Source organism: Pseudomonas sp. H3_A02, from assembly GCF_054671965.1.
Map to the genome: position 1 here is coordinate 5,055,041 of NZ_CP162807.1, position 16,905 is coordinate 5,071,945.

Annotated in this window: 13 protein-coding genes; 4 read left to right on the forward strand and 9 right to left on the reverse strand. The window is 60.0% G+C overall.

The features are described 5' to 3' along the window. The first annotated feature begins 125 nt into the window (after positions 1 to 125). Entirely contained in the window at positions 126 to 1,052 is a 927-nt protein-coding gene (locus AB4N80_RS22160; RefSeq protein WP_122568354.1) for a LysR substrate-binding domain-containing protein, read from the forward strand. 36 nt (positions 1,053 to 1,088) lie between these two features. On the opposite strand, the gene leuD is transcribed toward AB4N80_RS22160, so the two are convergent. From leuD to AB4N80_RS22185, 5 genes are all read right to left on the reverse strand, one after another. Continuing rightward, positions 1,089 to 1,697: a 3-isopropylmalate dehydratase small subunit gene (leuD, locus tag AB4N80_RS22165; RefSeq protein ID WP_460078829.1), complete on the reverse strand. Its 609-nt coding sequence runs from the start codon at positions 1,695 to 1,697 to the stop codon at positions 1,089 to 1,091. A 3-nt stretch (positions 1,698 to 1,700) separates the two neighbouring features. After that, positions 1,701 to 3,122, reverse strand: coding sequence for a 3-isopropylmalate dehydratase large subunit (gene leuC / locus AB4N80_RS22170; protein WP_122568352.1), 1,422 nt, complete (start codon positions 3,120 to 3,122; stop codon positions 1,701 to 1,703). A 158-nt stretch (positions 3,123 to 3,280) separates the two neighbouring features. Further along, the gene (locus tag AB4N80_RS22175) at positions 3,281 to 4,597 is read right to left on the reverse strand and encodes an alginate export family protein (RefSeq protein ID WP_354336563.1); all 1,317 of its coding nucleotides are present in this window, start codon (positions 4,595 to 4,597) and stop codon (positions 3,281 to 3,283) included. Between the two features lie 78 nt (positions 4,598 to 4,675). Beyond that, positions 4,676 to 5,977: an NAD(P)/FAD-dependent oxidoreductase gene (locus AB4N80_RS22180; protein WP_122568350.1), complete on the reverse strand. Its 1,302-nt coding sequence runs from the start codon at positions 5,975 to 5,977 to the stop codon at positions 4,676 to 4,678. Positions 5,978 to 6,025: 48 nt separating this feature from the next. Beyond that, entirely contained in the window at positions 6,026 to 7,465 is a 1,440-nt protein-coding gene (locus tag AB4N80_RS22185; protein ID WP_240998518.1) for an APC family permease, read from the reverse strand. A 226-nt stretch (positions 7,466 to 7,691) separates the two neighbouring features. Here AB4N80_RS22185 and feaR point away from each other — a divergent pair, with 226 nt between their 5' ends. Continuing rightward, positions 7,692 to 8,657 (forward strand): transcriptional regulator FeaR, encoded by a 966-nt coding sequence (gene feaR, locus AB4N80_RS22190; RefSeq protein WP_122568349.1) that lies wholly within the window; start codon positions 7,692 to 7,694, stop codon positions 8,655 to 8,657. A 125-nt stretch (positions 8,658 to 8,782) separates the two neighbouring features. Then, complete coding sequence (locus tag AB4N80_RS22195) at positions 8,783 to 9,595, forward strand: molybdenum cofactor biosynthesis F family protein (RefSeq protein WP_122568348.1); 813 nt, start codon at positions 8,783 to 8,785, stop codon at positions 9,593 to 9,595. A gap of 164 nt (positions 9,596 to 9,759) precedes the next feature. Here the strand turns inward: AB4N80_RS22195 and ydiJ are convergent, their stop codons facing one another. Continuing rightward, positions 9,760 to 12,822 (reverse strand): D-2-hydroxyglutarate dehydrogenase YdiJ, encoded by a 3,063-nt coding sequence (gene ydiJ, locus AB4N80_RS22200; RefSeq protein WP_460078834.1) that lies wholly within the window; start codon positions 12,820 to 12,822, stop codon positions 9,760 to 9,762. Positions 12,823 to 12,979: 157 nt separating this feature from the next. Between ydiJ and AB4N80_RS22205 the strand changes: the two genes are divergently transcribed. Further along, positions 12,980 to 13,882, forward strand: a complete 903-nt coding sequence (locus AB4N80_RS22205; RefSeq protein WP_122568346.1) for a LysR substrate-binding domain-containing protein — start codon at positions 12,980 to 12,982, stop codon at positions 13,880 to 13,882. Between the two features lie 7 nt (positions 13,883 to 13,889). Here the strand turns inward: AB4N80_RS22205 and AB4N80_RS22210 are convergent, their stop codons facing one another. From AB4N80_RS22210 to AB4N80_RS22220, 3 genes are all read right to left on the reverse strand, one after another. Next, positions 13,890 to 15,632: an OPT family oligopeptide transporter gene (locus AB4N80_RS22210; protein WP_460078838.1), complete on the reverse strand. Its 1,743-nt coding sequence runs from the start codon at positions 15,630 to 15,632 to the stop codon at positions 13,890 to 13,892. A gap of 324 nt (positions 15,633 to 15,956) precedes the next feature. Continuing rightward, entirely contained in the window at positions 15,957 to 16,370 is a 414-nt protein-coding gene (locus tag AB4N80_RS22215; protein WP_122568344.1) for a VOC family protein, read from the reverse strand. Positions 16,371 to 16,393: 23 nt separating this feature from the next. Next, positions 16,394 to 16,819, reverse strand: coding sequence for a YciI family protein (locus AB4N80_RS22220; RefSeq protein ID WP_460078841.1), 426 nt, complete (start codon positions 16,817 to 16,819; stop codon positions 16,394 to 16,396). Positions 16,820 to 16,905 lie beyond the last annotated feature (86 nt).

Below are 16,905 nucleotides of genomic sequence, written 5' to 3' on the forward strand. Positions count from 1 at the left end.
CAGGCGGGTGTGTTAAAAGCTGGTCTCAGGGGTGTAATCGATGGGCACTTGCATTGCAACGCATGAACGTTTAGCGCATCCATTGCAAACTGACTCCGATCACATCATTGGAATAAATCCAAGCCATGAGACGCAAGCCTACCCATCGAGAACAATCCCTGCTGCCGGAGGACCTGCGCGTGTTCCTCACCGTCATCCGCAAAAACGGCTTTGGCAATGCTGCCGAGGCCTTGGGATTTTCCCCTGCGTACGTCAGCAAGCGGATCTCCGTCCTCGAGGCCGCGTTAGGCGCGAAGCTGTTGCATCGGACGACCCGACGTGTCGCATTGACCGACGATGGCGAACGTGTCCGCGTCTTCGCGACTCGACTCCTGGGGGATATGGACGACTTCATCAGCGAGTTGACCGACTCGCGCCAACAATTGCAGGGGAGCCTGCACATTTGCAGCTCTTTCGGTTTTGGCCGCAACCACGTCGCGCCCGCGATCGCCGCGCTGTCGCAGTTGTACCCTCGACTGGAGATTCGCCTGGACGTGTTTGATCGCATGGTCGATATCGTCAACGAAGGCTTCGATCTTGAAATCAGGGTGGGTTACGACCTCCCTCAACAACTGCTGGGAAAAAAACTCGTGAGTAACCGCAGGGTGCTCTGTGCAACCCCCGGGTACCTGGAAAAACGTGGCATCCCGACGTCCCTGGATGATCTGGCCCGGCATGATTGCCTGGTGCTCAAGGAGCGTAACAACGCCTTTGGCATCTGGAACCTGACAAAAGACGGCGTTGAAGAGTCCATTCGCGTCAACGGCCCGCTGTCATCGAACAGTGGCGAGATTGTGTTGCGCTGGGCCTTGAGTGGCGCAGGCATCCTTTTGCGCTCCTTGTGGGACGTCAAGCCCCTGCTTGAAAGTGGACAACTGGTCCACGTGCTGCCTGACTATTCCCAGAGCGCCGATGTCTGGGCCATTTACCCGACGCGGGTCAGCCAGTCCGCCAAGCTAAGGGTCTGTATCGAATTCTTCGAAGAGCATTTCAGAACCCTCGCCCTCGCTTGAGCGCCCGGCAGCCGCAGCTGGCAGGCGCTTGGGAACTCAGTTCAGCCACGGATTTTCTGCGTAGTGACGCGCTTCGAAATCACGAATCTGCGCCGCCCGCTGCAAGGTCGCGCCGATAGCGTCCAGCCCCGACAACAACGATTGCTTGCGTAGCGCATCAATGGGGAATTCGATGACCGACCCCTCACTTAGCCAAATCCGCTGGTTCGGCAGATCGACGCTGATGGTCGCGGTGGCCCCATTGTTTACTACGCGAGCCAGTCTTTGTAGCTGCGATTCGCAAAGTTCTATCGCGAGCACGCCGTTACGCTGACAGTTGTCATAGAAGATACCGGCAAAGCTTATCCCGATCAGTGCACGAATCCCCAGTTGCTTGAGCCCCCATACCGCGTGCTCGCGGCTGGAACCACAACCAAAGTTGGGCCCGGTCACCAGGAAACTGGCCCCGCTCCACGCTGGTTGGTTGAGGACGAAGTCTGGATTGAGCTCGCCGGACTCAAGAAAACGCAGATCGAAAAACACACCTTTATCCAAGCCACTTCGATCGATCCCCTTCAAGAACTGCTTGGGCATGATGACGTCGGTATCGATGTTGGAGGCGAGCAAAGGCGCGGCTTTTCCAGTCACGATCTCAAAAGGTTGCATGGCTCAAGCCTCCTCGGCCAATAGGCGTACGTCCGTCAGGCGACCACGGATGGCTGCAGCGGCAACCATCGCCGGGCTCATGAGGTGAGTGCGTGCGCCCGCCCCCTGACGACCTTCAAAATTTCGGTTGGTGCTGGACGCACAACGATCGCCCGGAGCAAGCACGTCATCGTTCATGGCGAGACACATCGAGCATCCGGACTGGCGCCATTCAAAACCGGCCTCGAGGAAGATCCTGGCCAAGCCTTCCTCCTCAGCCTGGGCACGCACCAGAGTTGATCCGGGGACGATCATCGCCCGCACTGTCGAGGCGACTTTCCTGCCCTTCACCACCCGTGCGACGTCACGCAAGTCTTCGATGCGCGCGTTGGTACACGAGCCGATGAAGGCATGGCTGATCTGCACGTCACTCAACGCCATGCCGGCCTCCAGCCCCATGTAGGTCAAGGCGCGCTGCATGCCCTGGCGCAGGATCGGATCGGCGACGGTCGCTGGGTCTGGAACCTTGCCACCCACAGGCGACGCCTGGTCCGGGCTGGTTCCCCAGGTCACCATCGGCTCCAACGCATCCACGTCCACCCGCACTTCCCTGTCGAACAACGCGTCCTCGTCGGTGAAGAGTTCGCGCCACTTTTTTTCGGCGACATCCCAGTGCTCGCCTTGAGGCGCACGCGGCTTGGACTTGAGGTAGTCATAGACCTTTCCATCGGGCGCCATGAAGGCTCCCCGGGCGCCGGCCTCCACTGCCATGTTGCACATGGTCATCCGCGCCTCGACGCTTAATGCGCTGATGACCGGGCCGACGAACTCGATGGCGTACCCGGTCGCGCCTGACGCGCCAATCTTCTCGATCAGCGCCATGATGATGTCCTTCGAGGTGACGCCCATGCCCAGCGTACCGGTGACCGTGACGCGCATGGTTTTCAGGCGCTTGTAGACCAACGTCTGCGTCGCCAGCAAATGCTCGATTTCAGAGGTGCCAATACCAAAACCAAACGCACCCAGGGCGCCATAGGTCGTGGTATGGCTGTCGCCCGCGGCCACCACCATGCCAGGCAGGATAAAGCCTTGCTCCGGCGCGACCACGTGTTCAATCCCCTGGCGCTTGTCCAGCACATCGAAAAGCTCGATGCCGAAGTCCCGACAGTTCTCCTCGAAATATGCGACCTGCAAGGCGCCGCCGGCGTCGGGCATGGCAGCGACACGACTCGGGGTGGTCGGGTTGACATGGTCGACGACCGCCAGCGTGGCCTGAGGGCGCCAGACATCACGCTTCGCCTCGCGAAGCCCGCTGAAGGCTTGAGGGCTGGTGTATTCGTTAGCCACCTGGCGGTCGATGTAGAGCAATACATGCCCTTGATCGTCCAGGGTAGCGACAGTGTGGCTGTCGATGTGTTTCTGGTAGAGGGTACGAGGGCTGTTCATTGCGATGCGCTCTGTTGTGCCGGGTCACGGATGAACAAAGAATATTCGCAATGAAAAACCCTTCAATGGCCCTCAGGTAATGGTATGAAACACGATTCGTGAACAATCAGCGTGTTCAGACACCGAGCTTCCGCCAGCGTCATGCAGTCATCATTGAATTAGAACGCCCACGCCACCAGTACCTGACCATAAAGATTGGCGCGGCTATTGCCCACTTGCGTCCCGCCGCTCGCCGAACTCTGCTTCGGCTTGTAGAGACCGACCAGTGGCATCAGGGTCCAGTGCGGGTCGATCGCCCATTCGGCATAGATATCCGCTTCATCGGCGTCAAGCTGGCCACGGCGAGTATCGAGCGTACGGAACGTGTAGAGCAACATCCCCAGCTTGAGGTCATCGGCGGCGGTGACCTTCAAACCCAGATGCTGCACGGCCGCGTTGCTGTTGAACGGCCCCGCATAGTTGGCCGCGACTTCACCCTGGAACCAGGTGCCCAGCGCCCGGCCGTTTCCATAGAAAAGCGGGTCGTAGCCCTCTGAGAAACGGCTGTAGCGGTAGTTGATCGAAGGCGTGCCGGGCAGGTCGGCAAAGGTCCAGCCGGCCTCCAGGTACCAGGCGTTCTCCCTGGCGTTGTCCTTGTCTTCCCAGGCGTATTCACCCGCCAGGAATAACCCGGCAACACCGGCATTGCCTTGCCCTCGCACGCTATAGAGCTGCATGCCCTTACGGTCGGGAAACAGCATGTCGGCCATGGTCTGGTCAGTGTCGGTGACGTTCAGGTAGGTCAGGCCAAGGGTGCCTTGGGGACTGACATGTTCCAGCGTACCGACCGCCAGTTCCGGACTGGCTTGGGCCGGGTTGTCAGACTTGAGCCACATCAGGTCACCGCGCCAGCCTTGCTGGCCACCCAAGCGCAGCACGGCCGTGCGGTCGAACGCCTTGCGACCGGTCAGGTAGTAAGCCCCGCCTCGATTGGCCTGGCCGTCGAGAAATTCCTTGCCCAAGTTCAGGGCATCGCCACTGACCAGAAAGCCGTCGCCGATCACAATATTTTGCCGGCCGACCGACAGGTCCACGCCATTCTCGCCCAAGGCGCTGAACAGCGTGCCAGAGTGCCAGCCCACGTAGGCATCTTCGATTTTTGTCGTGCGTTCGTCACCAGAGGTCCAACCCGCCGGATCGCCATCGCCAAAGGTCGCGGAGCTGACCCAGTTCAACGAGCCATAGAGTTGCGAACCGGCGTCGAGGGTATGGCGCGCATCAAGGCCGTATTGCAGCACCGCTTCCTGCCAGCGGCTGGAACCCTCACCGCGGGTCCCAGACTGCGAGTAGTTTTCACGGCTGTAGAAGGCACCAGCCAACGCCAGCAGGCGCGCATCGACTTCTGTTGTCCCATTGTTGTAGAGCGGTTGTGCCAGCCCTGGAACAGCGGCGCAGGTGAGCGAAAGCACAACGATTGTTTTTTTATAGGCGTGCATAGGCCGAACTCCGATGTCAGAAAGGAGAAACAGTGGGCGCCGCCAGGCGGCGCTGGTCAGGTCAGGGATAAAGCGGTGTCAGCGGCGACCGTTGCGGTAGCCCGCCAGTTGGTGACTGACTTTTCCGAGTGTGCAGATCAAGTTTCGCCAATGGTCCTTGCCAGGAATACGCGTTCGCGGGATCGCACTCATCACATCCCAATGCCGCGATCCGCTGGTCATCCCGTCGGCAATGACACGGCTGACCACGTGGCTCGGTGTCACGCCGAAGCCCGAGTAACCCTGGACGAAATAAGCGTTATTGCGCCCAGGCAGCGTGCCGATTTGCGGGAACAGGTTGGCGCTGCACTCCATCGGCCCACCCCAGGCCAGGTCGATTTTCACGTGTTCAAGGTACGGAAAAACCTTGAGCATCAGATGGCGGTTCCATACCTTCAAATCGTTGGGGATGTACTCCAGCAGGCGCGTCGCGGAACCAAACAGCAGACGATTTTCATTGGTCACCCGGTAGTACTCGATCACCGGGCGAATATCACTGAACGCCCCACGGATCGGGCTGATCTGCTCGATCAGCGAGGTCGGCAGCGGCTCCGTCACCAACTGAAAGGCGTAGGTGCTGACCATCGTCTTGTGCAGCTCGGGTTCCAAGCGGTCGAGAAATGCGCCGCAGGACCAGAGGATTTTTTTTGCCCGCACCGATCCCTTCGCCGTGCGCAAGGTGATGGTGTCGCCGTAAGTCACTTCAAGCACGGGGGTGTTTTCATAAATGCGCCCTCCCAGTCCCACCAGGGCCTTGGCCGCCCCCAACAGCATGTTCAGCGAGTGGATGTGACCGTTGCCCATATGCTTGAGGGCACAGCTGTACACATCGGAGCCGACGATGTTCCTGACTTCGGCGCCTTCGAGGTAGGCAATCTCATGCTCCGGATTGAGCTGCTTGTATTCCTTTTCCCACGCCTGCAGCAGGCGCCCCTGTCGCTTGTTGAAACCCAGGTAGCCGTAGCCATGGCAGAAATCCGCGTCAATCTGGTAACGCTGGATGCGGCTCTGGATGATCGATGCGCCCAGATCGCTGATCTCGAAAATCGCCTTGAGTCCCTCCTCCCCGACGCTTTTGCGAATCTTCTCCAGGTCATGGCCGATCCCGGCCATCACGTGTCCACCATTGCGCCCCGAGCCACCAAAACCCAGGTAGCGGGCCTCCAGCACGACCACGTCCGTCACTCCGCGCTCGGCCAGTTCCAGCGCGGTATTGATGCCGGAGAATCCGCCTCCGATGACCACCACTTCGGCTTCCAGATCCTGCTCCAGATCATCGAATTTCAAATCATATTTGCGGGTAGCCGTGTAATAGGTCGTAGGTGTTTCAACGGACAACATGGGTGTTCCTCTTGGTCAGCGCTTTTATTATTGTCAATACGATGCAGTTCAATGCTGGGATACCGGCGGCAAGGCTGGCACACGGTCCTGGACGACGCGTCGATAGGCATACAGCAGCAGCGAACACGTGAGGATGCCCACGGCGATCAAGACTTCTTTCAAACCGCCATAACCGGCCAGTTCGGCCGAGGCGGCCCCAACCACGACCACCACGGCGGTGAACAGGCTCAACAACCAGGCCACCGCCAGCCAGCCGCGCCCCAGGCGCACCGGACGCGGGTGCAACGGCGCGTCCTTGCGCAGCCAGATAAACCCCGAGAGGGCGAAGAAGATGGCGATCAGATAACCGATATTGGCCGTCACCAGAATCGCCAGGGGCGAAGACAGGAAAAAGATCATTGCCAGGTTCACCACCACCGCCACACTCATGCAACGTCCCGGCACCTGATGCTTGTTGAGCACGCCCAATTGCTTGATGGTCAGCCCTTCCAACGCCGTTCCGTACAGCGCCCGCGAGCCATCGGCCAATGCCGCATTCAGGCCCATGAACAGCCCCACCAACAACGTGGCGACAAAAAAGCTGCTCCAGCCCGAGCCCAGCACGGCGTTAAAAGCGCCGATGTAGAAACCGCTGGGGTTTTCCAGGGCCGCTTGCGGATCCACCAAGCCACCCAAGCCGAAGGCCACCGCGGCAAACACCAACACGGTGTAACCGCCTGAACTCATCAACGCTAGGCGCATATCCCGCTGGCTGCGGTATTCAGGGCCGAAGGCCGCGCACATCTCCGTGCCGTAGGCGCTCCAACTGATCAAGAACAGCCAGACCAACGCGGTGCGCAACGATCCCCAGTTAAACGCCTCTTGCGCCTGCCAGGCCGACTGGAACCGGTCCAGGCTCCAGCCATGGGCCAATAACGGTGCGACCGCCAGCACCAGGATCGGCACCAGCAACAGCGCCCCCATGTATTTGGAAATCGATGCCGCCAAATGGATGCCACGCCGGTTGAATTGCCAGAAGATCAGGATCAAGCCCGCCCCGATCAACTGCGCCAGACCGATGTTGGCCAGGCCGGTGTCGAGGCTCCAGGTCTGCTCGGGAAACCACTGGGCCTGAATCAGCGCGCCGGCGCTGACGCCGATGATGGAAAGCACCGCCGACCAACCCAACCAGTAGCCGAACGCGGCCAAAGGGCCGACCCAGGCACAGCGCTTGCGCCAGCCTTCAGCCGCGATCATCGCGATGCCGCCGGGTTTATCGGGAAACATCGCGCTGACCTCAAGAAAGATCCAGTTCTGACAGGCACCGATGGCGGCCGAACCGACCCAGAGCAACAAGGCCGCGACCGGGCCGAGTGCGCCGAGGGCAAAGCCGAAAGAGGCGAAAATCGAGCCCGACACCGCCATCGACAGCGCGAATGCGTCCGTCCAGCGCAGGGTCTTTTGCAGGTGCGAAGCCGAGGCCTGGGTATTGTTATACGTTGTATCCACGGGAATAGACTCCAGCCGAGTAAGAAGCACACGTCCATTAAGCGCCCCTCTGTACGGGCAAGGACATGGTTCAGAATGTCGTGCACATGTCTGTCACTGCCATGGCTGGGCGGATGCTTGCCTTTTCAACAGGCCTGTTACTAAATGCTTCTATCGCCGGAAACCTGCCGACGGTCGATCCAACCATAAAAACAAAACCGGCGCTCAGCCGGCAGCCGAGGTCACGATGCATAACGCTTGGCAAGCAGAGCCGCTCTACCAGGGCCCCCAGGGGTTCGAAGCCTGGCATCACGACCTTGGCGAAAAATGCGGCACCTTTCATGCTGAACCGCCGGCCGGACCGGGTCTGGCGAGTTTCACCGGCGCGATGAAAAACTTGATCGGCCCCCACCCTGCGCTGGACGGCTCGCGCATCATCAGCAACTGTCAGCACCTGCACCGAGCCCACAGCGACATTCGCGCCGACGACAAGGATTTCTTCTACCTGGTCTTACAAGTGGGTGGCAGTGCATCGATGTGCCAGGCTGACAATAGGGCCCGGCTCGGCAAGGGTGACCTGGTGCTGCTGGACATCACCCAGCCCTGCGATTTTTATTTCGATAGCCTGAGCGACCAGATGTCCCTGATCATTCCCCGTCAGGCGCTGCGGCAACGCCTGGGACAGCGGCAATTGCTGTTCAATCGGCCCTTGGCTGCCAACAGCGCCCTTGGCAGCATGGCCGGCCTGATGACCCAGCGCTTGTTCGACGCCGCCAGCCTTCAACCGGAAGAAACCGCAGCGTTGTTCGACGCCTTGCTGATGCTGTTGCGGCCCGGTGTCAGCGCCGCGCACGACGGTGAGCATTCCAGTGGCCAGGCACAGAAACTCGTCAAGGCAAAAGTCCTGATCGAACGGCATCTGCGCGACAGCGAACTGTCTCCCGAGCGCCTGGCCGAAGCCATCGGCACGTCGGTCAGGAACCTGCACCGGTTGTTCGCCCAACAGCACACCACCATGGGACGCTACATCCTGGAACAGCGGCTGCAACACTGCGCCGAGGCCATCCGTCAGGCTGCCCCTCAGGAAAAAATCACCGCCATTGCCTACGCCTGGGGTTTCAACGACGTCAGCCATTTTTCCAAGGCGTTCAAGGCGCGATTCGGCATTTCTCCTCGCGACTATCGCTATCAGCATTCAGACGAATACAGGTGATCTCGGCGTTGTCGGCAATGTGTCACTCCAGCACAAGCGATGGCACCCTGCGCCAAGACATTGATAGCCCCCCGCTCCTAGCATGAAACCTCAATCGGCACCGGCCGTGAAATCGAGGAAGCGTTGTGAGCTATCAAATTGAACAAGCATTGAAGAACCAGCCTTTCGTGCCAGAAGAACACTGGCCAACCCTGGAAGAAATGGCCGATGGTTTCAATGAATACAAATACCCACCGAGCCCATTCCTGGCTGGAAAAAAAGCCAACCTTCGCTTCGAAAACGGCTGGCTGATCGAGCATCACTTTGTCGATGACACGACGCTGACCTGGACCATCCTCGAGGGCGAAGGCACCGGCGCATCCGAAACGGAAACCTACGAAGCGGTGGAAGTACGGCCCGGCATTTTCTTCGTCGAATTCCTGAAACCCGAACACCAGGAGTCGGCCACGCTGGTGTGGAAATACGAGACCGGCGACGTGCTGGCGGCGGTCTCCGCCTTCTACAATCGTGGGAGTGAAAAACGCACCCGTACCGACTTCGTCACCGCCGTGGTCGATGGCAAGCCCGGTGGTTCGCCCATTCTCCAGGCATCCAGCCTGGTCGGTAAGCGCGTGCTGTACCGCTACAGCGCGGACGATTGGTATGAGCACGTCTATTTCGGCGCGCAAACCATGGCCTGGCACTGCGTGAACGGCGCGGAAAAAGGCATGGCCGATGTCGAGCGTTGCGCTTATTTCGACGTTGCCGATGACCTCTACGTGTTGTTCTGGACCGAAACGATCATGCCCGTGGAATCGGTCATCGTCGTGGATCTCGCGCAAATGCGTTCCATCGGACGCTTCTTTTGCTGGGACCCAAAGCCCGGAAAGCTGATCCACCTGACCTTTGGTTCGAAGGCGACGGTACTGAACGAGACGGCGTACCCTGCTTCATTTTGAACGTACGAATGTGTAGGAGCTGTCGAGCGAAGCGAGGCTGCGATCTTCCCCCTGACACTTGAATTTCAAGCGAAAGATCAAAAGATCAAAAGATCGCAGGCTTCGCCAGCTCCTACAGAGCCCAGCGGGAGCAAGCTCCCTCGCCACGGGTTTGTCACTCGCACCTATCCGCGTTCGAGTGACACCGCTTTCACTCGCGCCAACAGCACCTGCAATGGATGAAGCACCGCCACACCCTCTTGCCGCTTCACCTGGCTGCGGCAGGAATACCCATCGGCAATCACCCTGCCCGACTGATTGAATTTCTGCAGGAGCGGCTTCCAGGACTGTCCATAGATCGTGTCAGACGTTCCAGCATTTCGCGTTTCATGCCCATAGGTGCCCGACATCCCGCAACAGCCGCTGGCTTGCACTTGAAGCGTCAGGCCCACGCGTTGGAAAATCTTCTGCCATTGCCCGATGCTGCCCGGCTCGTTGGTTTTCTCCGTACAATGCGGCAGAAAGTGATAAGGCTCGCTCGCCTCCACAACTGCATGTTCCGGCAGCGCATCAATCAACCACTCCTGCGCAAGCATCACCTGGGGAGCGTTACCGGTTTCCAGGGTCTTGGCGTACTCCTGTCGATAGACCAGGGTCATCGCCGGGTCGAGTCCCACCAATGGAATCCCGTACTGCTGAAGGCTGAGCAAGGACTGGCCATTGAAGCTGGCAGCCTTCTCAAACGCCTTCAGGAAACCCTGGACCTGAAGCGGTTTGCCATTGGGCGCGTACGGGGCCAGGAAAACCTTGTAGCCCAGTCTCGAAATCAGATCCACCCAGTCAACAAGCAATGGCGTTTCAAAAAAACGGGTAAACGCGTCCTGAACGAGGATGACGCTTTTCTCCCGCTGCTCAGCGCTAAGCGTTTCCAGGCGTGCAGGGGTTGCCACCTCCACGTTCCAGCGCCGGCACACGGCGGCAAAATCCACCAAACTGAGCAGCGGGCTATCGACCATCCCGGCTACTCGTTCGAGCCCCCAGCGGATCGGCCGGGCACTCATCACGAAGTTGTACAGGCGCGGCATTTTGGCGAGATACGGCACCGTGTATTCCAATGAGCCAATCAGGTAGTCCTTGAGAGGACGCAGGTAGCGGCTGTGATAAAGCTCAAGGAAACGCGAGCGGAACTCCGGCACATTCACTTTGACAGGACACTGACCCGCGCAGGATTTGCAGGCCAGGCAACCGGTCATCGCTTCGTAGACCTCATGGGAAAAATCTGGCTGCCCCATCTTCCGGGCCAGGCTATTCACGGCCCGACGCGCGACACCCTGCGCCCCGCCAGCCCCTCGAACCCGATCGCTGGCCGCCAGCACATCGACACCCTGCTCCCCCTGCAACCTCAGCCATTCCCGGATCAGCGAGGCCCGCCCCTTGGGCGAGTGAATGCGATTGCGCGTCGCCTTCCAGGACGGGCACATGGCGTCATCCGGATCGAAGTTGTAGCACGCGCCATTGCCGTTGCAATGAACCGCCGTGTCATAACTTTGCCAGACGCGTTCATCGATGGTCCGGTCCAGGGCACCGCGCATTTCCACTTCATCGACGCGGGTCAGTCGAGCATCGGGGACCGTATTCGGGGTGGCGATCTTGCCCGGGTTGAGTTGGTTGAAGGGATCGAAAGCCGCCTTCAACGCTTGCAGCGCGGGGTACAAATCACCGAAGTAATCGGGCACGTATTGCGACCTCAGCCCCTTGCCGTGCTCGCCCCACAACAATCCGCCATACTGCTGCGTCAAAGCTGCGACCGCATCGGAAATCGGCCGGATCAATGCGGCCTGAACAGGATCCTTCATGTCGAGGATCGGACGCACATGCAGGACGCCGGCGTCGACGTGACCGAACATGCCGTACTGCAAGTCATGGCTATCGAGCAGCGCACGGAACGCCTGGATGAAGTCCGCCAGGTGTTCAGGTGGAACCGCGGTGTCTTCGACAAAGGGCTGGGGCCTGGCCTCGCCCTTGACGTTGCCCAATAACCCCACGGCGCGCTTGCGCATCGCATAGACACGCTTGAGCGCATCGGCGCCGATCGCCAGGGTGTGGCCCAAGCGGACAACGGAAGCATCACGCTGCAGGTGCAGGACGAACTCATGAACCTGCTGCTGAACCGCCGCTTCGTCATCCCCGCTGAACTCAATGAGGTTGATCCCCAGCGTCGGCGTGGCAGGGTCTTCAGGGAAGTACTCGGCGACGCCGTGCCAGACAATGTCCTTCATCGCCAGCATCAGCACTTTTGAATCCACGGTCTCGATCGACAGCGGCTTCATGGCCATCAACGCCTTGGCATCACGCAGGGCGTCCATGAACCCGGCGTAACGCACGTTCACCAGGATCGAATATTTCGGGATGGGCAGAACATTTAATTTGGCTTGGACGATGAAGCCCAGGGACCCTTCGGAGCCGCAAAGAACGCTGTTCAGATTGAAGCGCCCATCGGGTTCGCGTAGATGGGCCAAGTCATAACCGGTCAGGCAGCGGTTGAGTTTCGGAAAGGTGTCCCTGATCAGTTCGGCGTGGGTATCGGCGATGTCCACCGCGCACTGATAGACCTCGCCCACCCGATCCTGGCGGTTGACCAGCGCCGGCAAAAGCGCGGCGTCGACTGCGGAACTGGTGAGACGCTCACCGCCCAGCAACACCGTCGAAAGCTCAAGCACATGATCGCGCGTCTTGCCGTAGGTGCAGCTCCCCTGGCCACTGGCGTCCGTGTTGATCATGCCGCCAATGGTGGCGCGATTCGACGTCGAGAGTTCGGGGGCGAAGAACAAACCGTAGGGCTTGAGCGCTGCGTTCAGCTGGTCCTTGACCACACCGCTCTGCACCCTGGCCCAGCGTTCCTCGACGTTGATTTCCAGGATGTTGTTCAGGTGACGGGAAAGATCGACCACCACGCCGTCGGTGAGCGATTGCCCATTGGTGCCGGTGCCACCACCACGCGGCGTGAGCACGACTGCACGGTGTACGGGTTCGGCGGCCAGGCGCGCCAGGATCGTCACGTCCTGTTCATCCAGGGGAAACACTGCCGCTTGGGGCAGGCGCTGGTAGATGGAATTGTCGGTGGCCAAAACCGTCCGGTCGCCATGGTCGCGGGCAATCTCGCCTCGAAACCCCGCCACTTGGAGCGCGTTTAGAAAAGCGTCATAGGTCGCTTTCTGGGGATCAGGAGGCGTTAACCGGGCAATCATGATGTATTCCTACAGGCTGAGAAGCTAATCTATGCATTCACATTACGTATGCTCGGCACAAGACGCATCGAGCAGTTGCACAAGGTTTTCATGATTCTTGCCTCCCTTCACGGTGGGAGCAAACGTAATTCCTGCTGGCTTTGCATGAGCTTTATGAATGAACCCTAGACGCCTGACACCCTCGATGTCACTGCTGGTTGCCTTTGAGGCCGCCGCGCGCCATTGCAGCTTCACCAAGGCCGCGGAAGAGCTGGCATTGACCCAGAGCGCCGTCAGTCGACAGGTACAAACCCTGGAGGCGCAACTTGAAATCGAACTCTTCCGCCGTGAAGGCCGCAAGATTGAATTGACCGCGGCGGGCGCGCTGTATCAGCACGAGCTGGCGGCCGCGCTGGGGCGTATTCGAAGCGCAACGTTGCAGGCCATCGCCTACAAGAACGACAGCGGCCCCTTGAACCTGGCCGTCCTGCCAACCCTCGGTTCCAAATGGCTGCTACCACGGATGCATGAGTTCTATGCCAAGCACCCGGACCTGCTGGTGCACATACATTCGAGGATCATCCGCGAAGACGTTCAATCCTCCACCCATGACATGAACGCAATCATCTGCGCAGGCTCGGGGGAATGGCCCGGCTACGTTTCCCATCAGTTGCTCACGGAAAAGCTGGTGGTGATCGCCAGTCCGACCGCGCTGCCCGAGTACCGGGCCATGTCGCCGGCAAACGTTGCCGAGCATGCCTTGTTGAACGTCGTCTCAAGGCCAGGTGTCTGGTCGGACTGGTTCGACAAGCACAACGTCGACCACCGCAACATGCGATCAGGCCCGAGCTTCGAACTCACGGCCCACCTTATCCAAGCCGTATCAGCGGGAATTGGAATCGGGCTGGTTCCGCAGATCCTGGTGCAGGATGAACTGAAGAGCGGCGACCTGGTTGCGTTGTTCGAACCGATGGAAAGTGGGCGCAGCTACTACCTGGTCTATGCGAGCCGATACCAACATCTACCGGCGCTGAAGGCCTTTAGCACTTGGCTTCTGTCGTTGCCGTTTCCCGATAACTGAGGTCGCCTCACCCATTCCCCAGCATCTGCCACAACGACGCCCCTACCCCGGTAATGCTCTCCCCGGCAATCAACCCCGCCGCCGCGGTAATGGCGAAGCGTTCGGTGAGGCTCGGCCAGCGACAGCTCACCAGCCACGTGAGCACCGCACCGAGGGCCATAATCAGGGACACCGAGGCCGGCAAGACGAAGGCCAGTCCCAAGGCCGCCGTGCTTGGCAGATAGCGGGCCCGATGCGCCGGCAGCAGGCTGTCGAGGATCCCCAACAACAAACCGACCAGGCCGCCGATGAAAATCGCCCAGCGAATGCTCGCTGATAATGAATCCAGGCCCAGGGTCAGTGTTTGCGCCACGGCCTTCCAGGTGGCGACCGCCGGGGCCGGCCACTCTTCGGTGAGCAGCATGGTTTGCGGGTCCGGGATCAGGGCCAGATAGGCCAGCACGCCGACGATGCTGCCGACGAAAATCCCCAGGGTCTGGGCGATCAACTGCTTGCGCGGCGTGGCACCAATCGCCCGGCCGACCTTGAAGTCGTTCATCAAGTCGGTGCACTGCCCGGCCGAACCACCAGCGGTGTTGGCGCTCATCAGATTGATCGGTACTTGGCCCGGGGCGACGATGCCGAAACTCAACTGGGACAGTTGCCCAATGGCCCCGATCGGCGGAATGCCCGTGGCTCCGACCACACGGGCGGCCACCGCCGCCAGGCAGATCGCCAAGGGAATGGTCAACAAGGCCATCCATGGGTTGATGCCGAACAACAGCACTTGCAGGCTGACCACCAAAATGATCGACAGCGCGAAACCGACGGCAGGCCCAGGCTTGGGGACCGTCCAGATCGCCCCGCCGCCCGCCTTGGTCGACCGGTGCAAGGCCCACAAGCGAATCGCCAATGAGGCCAAGGTCGAGCAGACCATCAGGCTCACCCCCGGCCAGAGCAACCACTCCACCAGCGCCGCGAACTGCGGGCCGCTGCTGCCGCTCGGCAACTGCACCAGGCCTTGCTCCAGCAGCCACGGCGCCAACCCGCCCCACGCCAGCAAGGCGCCGAGCAGCAGAGTCAGGCCCACGCGAATACCGATGATGCCGCCAAACCCCACCAACAGCAGCGACGGGTCAGCGGTGAAGGTCAGGCGTTCCAGTTGAGCGCTCGGAGACCAGCGCGGGATGGCCCACATGAAGGTGTCGACCGCCTTGACCAGCCCGGACAGCAAGGCGGCGCTGAGCAGCACCTTCAAACGCGTCGCGGCTTCGTGGCCGTGGTTGTAGATGTGCAGCAGCGTTTCCAGGGTTGCCATGCCTTCGGGAAATTTCAGCGCCTTGTCATTGAGCAGTGAGGGGCGCAGGTACCAGGCAATCCAGATCCCCAGGAAACTCACCGAAAAAACCCAGGCCACCATGGGAATGGCCTCCAACTGCTGGCCGGTCAGCAAGGTGTAGGCCGGGATGGGCGCGACCAGCCCACCGGAAATGATCGACGCAGCGGCAGAGGCTACGGTCTGGTTGATATTGCTTTCGTGCAGCGTCCAGGGCAGTCGCCCCACCGATCGACTGGCCAAGCCTTGCCAGATGCCATAGCCGATCAGCAAGGCGATGATCGACATATTGAACGACCAACCGATCTTCAACCCGGCATAGACATTGGAAGGCGTCAGCAGGATACCAAGGACGACCCCCGTACTGACCGCACGCAGGCTAAGTTCGCGTTCGACGGTGGTGTGCAAGGGAAATGTGGACGAGGTTGGATGCATGCGAAGTCCTTATCGGCACTGGGAAGCAGCCGCCAGACGCAGACAGGCCCCCTGTGGGAGCGAGCTTGCTCGCGATAGCGGAGTGTCAGTCGCTAGCCTTGTAACTGATCCACCGCCATCGCGAGCAAGCTCGCTCCCACAGGGGTCATATGGGTCACATAAAGCGGCAACTTAATAAGTGAACGCAGTATCGGCGCAAGGTTCACACGACGGAGGCAAGCCCTGGCTAGCGTGCTCGGCAGAATCGCCAATCCAGGGGGCAGGAAATGAAGAGTGTCGCGAGCGCTGCCAAGGGCCAGACACCGCATCGCGACCGAGGCACCGTCAGGCTTGTTTCGCCCCCTCGCAATTGACCATCCAGGCAATCCCGAAACGGTCTTCGAACATGCCAAAGCGTTCCGCCCAGAAGGTCTCCTCCAAACCCATCTGCACGTGACCTTTCTCACTCAAGCGCTCGAACAGCCGCTCGGCCTCCTCCACGCTGTCGACATTGAGGGAAATCGACACGCCTTGGGGTTTGCTATACGGCTGACCCGGCGGGCAGTCGGACGCCATCAGGCTGAAACTGCCCACGGTCAGGCAGGCGTGCATGATCAGGTCCGGATCCTTGGGCATACCGACGTCTTCAGGCGCCTCGGCAAAGGACATGGAAAACAGATCGCCGCCAAGCACCTCCTTGTAAAACGCAAAGGCTTCCTTGCAGCGGCCGTTGAAGGTCAGGTAAGGGATGATTCTCATGGTGGGTTCTCCTGTCGTCGGTTTCACGATTGACCGGCCATCCGCGCCCGCAAGCGTTCTTCCTGCTCGCGCAATTCAGGGGTAAAGGAGTCGCCGAACTCTTCGAGTTCGAAGATCTGGCGGATTTCGATTTCGCTGTCGCTGACCATCGGGTTCGGGCAGCGCTTGACCCAGTCGATGGCCTCCTGCAATGACTGGACTTTGAAGATCCAGAAGCCGGCGATCAGCTCCTTGGTTTCAGCAAAGGGCCCATCGACGACAGTCCGGTGCTTGCCGGAAAACTGTACACGCACGCCCTCGGCACTGGGATGCAGGCCTTCGCCGGCGAGCATCACCCCGGCCTTGACCAATTCTTCGTTGTAGGCGCCCATGGCGGCCAGCAGTTCCTCGCTGGGCATTTCTCCGGCTTCCGACTCCGGGCTGGCCTTGACGATCACCATAAATCGCATGCTCGTATCTCCTGAGAATGGATGGATCAAGCCGTCCTTGTGACGACTCTACGGACTAATCGAATGGCAACGGCCGAAATCGACAG